Origin of the sequence: Xanthobacter autotrophicus, assembly GCF_029991245.1 — a bacterium.
Classification (GTDB): Bacteria; Pseudomonadota; Alphaproteobacteria; order Rhizobiales; family Xanthobacteraceae; genus Xanthobacter; species Xanthobacter autotrophicus_C.
Genome location: NZ_JAIVFO010000198.1, coordinates 1 through 6,322, shown reverse-complemented (window position 1 = coordinate 6,322; position 6,322 = coordinate 1). Strand labels below are relative to the sequence as shown.

6 protein-coding genes are annotated in these 6,322 nt (G+C 69.1%); 4 read left to right on the top strand and 2 right to left on the bottom strand.

Annotated elements, in window-relative coordinates:
- A partial coding sequence (locus tag K9U41_RS21225) for an AbrB family transcriptional regulator (RefSeq protein WP_282642834.1) occupies positions 1–1,100 on the top strand: 1,100 nt, incomplete at its 5' end.
- 99 nt (positions 1,101–1,199) lie between these two features.
- Entirely contained in the window at positions 1,200–1,610 is a 411-nt protein-coding gene (locus K9U41_RS21220) for a DoxX family protein (RefSeq protein ID WP_282642833.1), read from the top strand.
- A gap of 25 nt (positions 1,611–1,635) precedes the next feature.
- On the opposite strand, the gene K9U41_RS21215 is transcribed toward K9U41_RS21220, so the two are convergent.
- Both K9U41_RS21215 and K9U41_RS21210 read right to left on the bottom strand, forming a co-directional pair.
- Positions 1,636–2,394 (bottom strand): M48 family metallopeptidase, encoded by a 759-nt coding sequence (locus K9U41_RS21215; protein WP_282642832.1) that lies wholly within the window; start codon positions 2,392–2,394, stop codon positions 1,636–1,638.
- 61 nt (positions 2,395–2,455) lie between these two features.
- A complete protein-coding gene (locus K9U41_RS21210) occupies positions 2,456–3,877 on the bottom strand; it encodes a polyhydroxyalkanoate depolymerase (protein WP_282642831.1) in 1,422 nt (473 codons plus the stop codon).
- A 217-nt stretch (positions 3,878–4,094) separates the two neighbouring features.
- Between K9U41_RS21210 and K9U41_RS21205 the strand changes: the two genes are divergently transcribed.
- On the top strand, positions 4,095–5,429 hold the full coding sequence (locus K9U41_RS21205; protein WP_282642830.1) for an ActS/PrrB/RegB family redox-sensitive histidine kinase: 1,335 nt from the start codon (positions 4,095–4,097) through the stop codon (positions 5,427–5,429).
- Between the two features lie 83 nt (positions 5,430–5,512).
- Entirely contained in the window at positions 5,513–6,067 is a 555-nt protein-coding gene (locus K9U41_RS21200) for an ActR/PrrA/RegA family redox response regulator transcription factor (RefSeq protein ID WP_138400236.1), read from the top strand.
- The last annotated feature ends 255 nt before the right edge of the window (positions 6,068–6,322 follow it).

Sequence of the window (6,322 nt, the reverse complement as noted above, 5' to 3'; positions counted from 1 at the left end):
GTTCACTTGCGTATCAGGTGCGGTCGGCCGTCGCGACGGTGGTGACGCTGGGGGCGGGGGCATTGGGCGGCGCCGTGTTCGCCGTCCTCGGCCTGCCCGCCGCCTGGATCTCCGGGGCGCTGGTGGTGTCCATCGCCCTCGCCGTGGCGGGGGTGCGCATCGCGGTGCCCGAATGGGTGCGCTTCCTCGCCTTCATCGTGCTCGGCACCTCCATGGGCACGGCGCTGACGCCGGAGACCTTCGCCCGCGCCGCCACCTGGCCGGTCAGCATGGCGTGCCTCGGGGCGAGCGTGCTCGCCACCATGGCCGGGGGCGCCCTGTTCCTCAACCGGGTCGCCGGCTGGAGCCGGGAGACCGCCTTCTGGGCCTCCGCCCCCGGCGCCTTCGGCACCGTGGTGGCCATGGCCGCCGACACCAACGCGGACCTGCGCAAGGTGGCGTTCGCCCAGGCCCTGCGCCTGTTCCTGCTGGTGGTGGCGCTGCCCAACGTGCTGGGGGTCTCCGGGCTTACGGCCGGTGGCCTGCCGACGCCGCCCCACGTCTCGACGGCGGTGGAGGTGGCGGTGCTGCTGTGCGTCTGCGTGACCGCCGGGCTCGGTGCGGCATGGCTCAAGGTGCCGGGCGGGCTCATCCTCGGCGCGCTCGCCGGCAGCGCGGGGCTCCACGCCTCCGGCGTTTCCAACGCGGTGCTGCCGCAAGCGCTCATCGTGCCCGCCTTCGTGGTGCTGGGGGCGAGCGTTGGGGTGCGCTTTCTCGGCACCACGCTCGGCACCATCCGGGCCTATTTCCGGGCCTCGCTGGGGGCCTTCCTGGTGGCGGTGAGCATCTCCACCCTGTTCGCCCTGCTGGCGGCCTGGCTGACGGGGGATGACCTCGGCAAGCTCGTCACCGCTTTTGCCCCCGGCGCGCTGGAGGCCATGACCGCGCTGGGCTTCGCGCTGGGCTACGACCCGGCCTTCATGAGCGCCCACCACCTGTTCCGCTTCGCCGGCTTGTCGGTGGCCCTGCCGGTGGCGGCGCGGCTGCTGTTCGCGGCGGCGGAAGAGGTTGAGGAGGTGGCAAGGCACCGGGGTCCGCAAGAGGGCGAGCACACGAAATAGTGTATCCGCTGCGTCAGCGCGGCGCTTGCCCGCGCCCGGGGTCCGCTCCTAACAAACCTCACCTTTCGTCATTATGGCGGTAAGCGGAGGAGAACGGGCTTGCGGATACTCGATGATTTGGCCCTGCTCGCGGGCCGGCTGCTGATGGCCTCCCTGTTCCTGCCCATGGGCATCGGCAAGATCGGCAACGTCGCCGGCTTCGCCGCGAGCCTGGCGGCCAAGGGCGTGCCGATGCCCACCCTGATGGCCTATGCGACCATCGCGGTGGAAGTGGGCGGCGGCCTGCTGCTGATCCTCGGCTTCATCCCGCGCATCGTCGCGGTGGTGCTGGCCGGCTTCGTGGTGATCGCCACCGCCACCTCCCACGTGTTCTGGACGATTGCGGACCCGGCCGCGGCGATGGGCCAGCAGATCCATTTCTTCAAGAACGCGGCCATCATCGGTGGCCTGCTGTTCTATTTCGCCTCCGGACCGGGCCGCTTCGCCCTCGGCCGCAAGGAATGGAACTGAGCGGTCAGCAGGACTTGAGCGGGGCCTATTCCCCGCCGTAGCGGTGGAGGTCGGAGCCGTGGCGGCGCAGCCAGGCTTCGGCCTCCCGGCGGTGCGGGCACACCTGCTCCACCAGCCGCCAGAAGCGCGGGCCGTGGTTCATCTCCAGCCGATGGGCGACTTCGTGCGCGGCGAGGTAATTCTGGACGAAAGGCGGCGCCATGATGAGCCGCCACGAGAACGACAGGTCGCCCCGTGCCGAGCATGAGCCCCAGCGGCTCGCCGTATCCCGCAGCGTGATGCGGCCCACCTCCACCTTCAGCGCGCCCGTGTAGTGCTTGACCGCGGCGGCAAGCGCCTGCCGCGCTTCCCGCTTGAGGTAGTCCTGCACCCGGCGCGCCAGATGGGGGGCCTCGCCGGCCACATGCAAGGCGGGGTGGCCGTCGGCGTCCGGCGCCGCCCAGACGGTGCCGCGGGCCTGCGGGCAATGGACGATGCGATGGGGCGTGCCGTGGAGCGGGATCAGCGCGCCGGGCTCGAACAGCACCTTTTCGGGCAGGCGCACCAGGCGCACGCGTACCCATTCGCGATGGCGATGCACGAAGTCGCGGGCGAAGGCGAGGGGCACGTGGGGCGGGGCGGTGAGGGTCACGTCCCGCGCGGCGGCACGGACGCGGAGGGTCAGGCGCTGCGCCTGGGGGTGTCTACGTACCGCCACGCGCAGCAATCCATCATCGAGCATCAGCTCGATCCATTCCGCCGCCCGCGGCGCGGGCGGCTTTGGGTCGTGACGACGGAACAGCATGGGGGCAACCGGGGAGACGCTACCTCCGCATCTTCCCCTCAATTGCTTCGCCCTGCCAGTGCTAAGTCGGAGCAACCCGGGGATAAAAGGCGGTCACGTTCTTGTTGAGGGCAAACACGTCCGGGCCTTCCTCGACCGTCTCGGCGGCCGGCCGCTCGCTGGGGTGCTGGGCGGTGGCGCCGCGGGGCAGCTCCTGGGACATGATGAAGTCGGCGATGCGCGGGGCGATCTCCGAGCGGAAGCGCGAGCCGTTGAACACGCCGTAATGGCCGACGCCCGGCTGCTCGTAATGGGCGCGCTTGTCCTCGGGAATGCGCGGGCAGATCTTGTGCGCCGCCTTGGTCTGGCCGATGCCGGAGATGTCGTCCTTCTCGCCTTCCACCGTCATCAGCGCGACGCGGTGGATGGCGTCGGGCTTCACCATCTGGGAATGGTGCATGATCTCACCCTTGGGAAGGGAATGGGTGATGAACACGTTCTCAACCGTTTCAATATAGAACTCGGCCGTCAGGTCCATGACCGCGAGATATTCGTCGTAGAAGTCGCGGTGCTTCTCGGCCGAATCGCCGTCGCCCTGCACCAGATGGTGGAACAGGTCCCAATGGGCCTGCAGGTGCCGGTCCATGTTCATGGACATGAAGCCGTTGAGCTGCAGGAAGCCGGGATAGACCTCGCGCATGGCGCCCGGATGCGACCACGGCACGGTGGTGAGCACGGTGCGCTTGAACCAGTCGATGCCGCGATCCTTGGCGAGGGTGTTCACCGCCGTGGGCGCCTCGCGGGTGTCGATGGGGCCGCCCATGAGGATCATGGACTTGGGCACGAAGGGGTCTTCCTCCGCCTCCATGCGCGCCACCGCCATCATCACCGGAACCGCCGGCTGGCACACCGCCATCACGTGGCAGTCGCCGCCCATGCGGTGGAAGATGGAGATGAGGTAGTCCACATAGTCCGACAGGCTGAACCGCCCCTCGGTGAGGGGGACGAGCTTGGCGTCCACCCAGTCGGTGACATAGACGTCATGGGTGGGCAGCATGGCTTCAACGGTGCCGCGCAGCAGCGTGGCATGGTGGCCGGACACCGGGGCCACGATGAGCAGGCGCGGCTGCGGCTGGCGCGGCGGATATTCGAACGCCCGCTCGAAATGCAGCAGGTTGCAGAACGGCCGCCGCCACACGGTGTTCACGTGCACGGGCACGCTCTGGCCGTTTGCCACGGTGTGGGTGATTTCCCAGTCCGGCTTGCCGTAGCGCCGCGTGGTGCGCTCGAACAGCTCGCAGGCCGCCGCCATGGACTTGCCGAGGGTGGTGTGGGAGACCGGATTGATGGGGTTGTTCAGGACCGCCCGGCTGGCATCAGCCACCGCCCGCGACGGGTTGAGCGCCGCGTACCCCATTTCGTACATCCAGTAGAGCGGGGTCGAAAGGCCGACGTCACCCTGGCGCGGTAACCGCAGCGCGCTCGCGAACTCACCGATTGCCATCTGCGCTCCTCACGATTAGTGCGCTCCGTTACGGATGGCGCCCTTCAGAAACGTGAGCGCACTTGCAGGCTTGGTCAATGCCGACAAAAGACATAGAGTTCGCTTCGCGCACGCTTATGGCATCCGGGCCACTATTCCCTTACGTCACTTCGGGGGATGCCAGGACTTCATGCCGCGCGGACTCCCCTGAAGTCCCTGATATGAAAGGCGCTCGCTCATGAGCACCGCCTTCGTCACGCCGCCGCACGGCCGCTCTTTCGGGTTGCGCCTCGACACCTTGATTCGGCTGCGCTGGCTCGCGGTCTCGGGCCAGGTGCTGGCGCTGGTGGTGGTGAACCTCGGGCTTGGCTTTCCGCTGCCGCTGACCTCCTGCCTTGCGGTGGTGGGCCTGTCTGCGCTGGTGAACGTGCTGCTGCGGGTGAAGTATCCGGTGGCCCGCCGGCTCGGCGACGCCGCCGCCGGGCCGCTGCTGGCCTATGACGTGCTCCAGCTCACCGCCCTGCTCTATCTGACGGGCGGGCTGAAGAACCCGTTCGTGCTGCTGTACCTCGCCCCGGTCATGATTTCCTCCACCGCCCTGTCCTGGACCACCACGGTGCTGCTGGGCGTGCTCGCGGTGGCCTGCGCCGGGACCGTGGGCCTGTGGGCGCGGCCGCTGCCGTGGGCGGGCGGCAACCTGCCGGTGCTGCCGGACCTCTATCTCGCCGGCATATGGGTGTCCCTGTCGGTGGCGGTGGGCTTCATCGGCATGCATGCGTGGCGGGTGGCCGAGGAGGCGCGGGAACTGGCGGAGGCGCTCGCCGCCACCGAGCTGGTGCTGGCGCGGGAGCAGCATCTGTCCGCCATCGACGGCCTCGCCGCCGCCGCCGCCCACGAGCTGGGCACGCCGCTCTCCACCATCGCCCTGGTGGTGAAGGAGATGCAGCGGTCCATGACCGACGGGGATCCCCATGCGGAGGACGTGGCCCTGCTGCGCGACCAGGCGAACCGCTGCCGCGACATCCTGCAGAAGCTCACCTCCCTGAGTGCGGGCGACGCGCCGTTCGACCGCATGCCGCTGGCCCTGCTGCTGGAGGAGGTGGTGGAGCCGCATCGCAATTTCGGCATCGCCATCAACGTCCAGGTGAAGGACGATCCGAACGCCCCGGTGATTGCCCGCAATCCCGGCCTGCTCTACGGCCTGGGCAATCTGGTGGAGAATGCGGTGGATTTTGCCGCCACGCGGGTCGATATCAGCGCCCAGTGGAGCGTGGCCGGCCTCGACATCGTGGTGGCCGACGACGGCCCGGGTTTTTCGCCGGAGGTGAGCGGGCGCATCGGCCAGCCCTATGTGACGTCCCGGGCCCGCGACCGGCTGGAAGAGGACGGTGAGAGCGGGCTGGGGCTCGGCTTCTTCATTGCCAAGACCCTGCTTGAGCGCACCGGCGCGACCTTGACCTTCCAGAATCGCTTCCCGCCGGAGACCGGCGCGGTCATCCGCATGCACTGGCCGCGCAAGGCACTGGCCATTGAGACGGATGACTACGCGACAAAGGGACGCGGATCGGATTAATCTACCAGGCAGTCGGCGTAGAAAGCCGCAGCCAGTTCTGTTCGTACCCGGCCCTGCCGGAGCTGGATTTTGAGGAAGACGTTATGAATGAGACGACGCCGCCCGACGTGGGGGAAGACCGGTCGGTTCTGATCGTGGACGACGACCGGTCCTTTCTGCAGCGCCTCGCGCGAGCCATGGAAGCCCGCGGCTTCGAGGTGGCGACGGCAGAGACGGTTGCCGATGGCCTCGCCCGCGTGGAAGCCTCGGCCCCCGCCTATGCGGTGGTGGACATGCGCCTCGGCGACGGCACCGGGCTCGACGTGATCTCGGCGCTGAAGCGGCACCGGCCCGGCGCGCGGGCCATCGTGCTCACCGGCTACGGCAACATCGCCACGGCGGTGACGGCGGTGAAGATGGGCGCGGTGGACTATCTGGCCAAGCCCGCCGATGCGGACGACGTGGTGGCCGCGCTGCTCGCCAGCGCCGATCACAAGCCGATCCCGCCGGAGAATCCCATGTCCGCCGACCGGGTGCGGTGGGAGCATATCCAGCGCGTCTACGAATTGTGCGGACGCAATGTCTCCGAGACCGCGCGCCGCCTCTCCATGCACCGCCGCACGCTCCAGCGGATTTTGGCCAAGCGCGCACCGCGCTAGCGGCTCGCGCTCGGGCAAGGCTTGGCGCACCGCGCTAGCGGCTCGCGCTCGGGCAAGGCTTGGCGCACCGCGCTAGCGGCTCGCGCTCGGGCAAGAGCAGGGCCAAGGCTCGGCGCGCCGCGCTGGCGGCTCGCGCAGGGATAGGGCGGCGCGCTGCGCTGGCGGCTCGCGCTCGTTTTCGAAAGCTGCTGCCGCGACCGGGCGCACCGGTGAACCCTCTCCCGCTTGCGGGGGAGGGCCTTGCTCTTATACACA

What these genes read in the sequence shown, in the direction of transcription:
- K9U41_RS21215 (WP_282642832.1), bottom strand. Translation starts at nt 2,394, where the DNA reads ATGCTGTTCCGTCGTCACGACCCAAAGCCGCCCGCGCCGCGGGCGGCG.
- K9U41_RS21210 (WP_282642831.1), bottom strand. Translation starts at nt 3,877, where the DNA reads ATGGCAATCGGTGAGTTCGCGAGCGCGCTGCGGTTACCGCGCCAGGGT.
- K9U41_RS21205 (WP_282642830.1), top strand. Translation starts at nt 4,095, where the DNA reads ATGAGCACCGCCTTCGTCACGCCGCCGCACGGCCGCTCTTTCGGGTTG.
- K9U41_RS21200 (WP_138400236.1), top strand. Translation starts at nt 5,513, where the DNA reads ATGAATGAGACGACGCCGCCCGACGTGGGGGAAGACCGGTCGGTTCTG.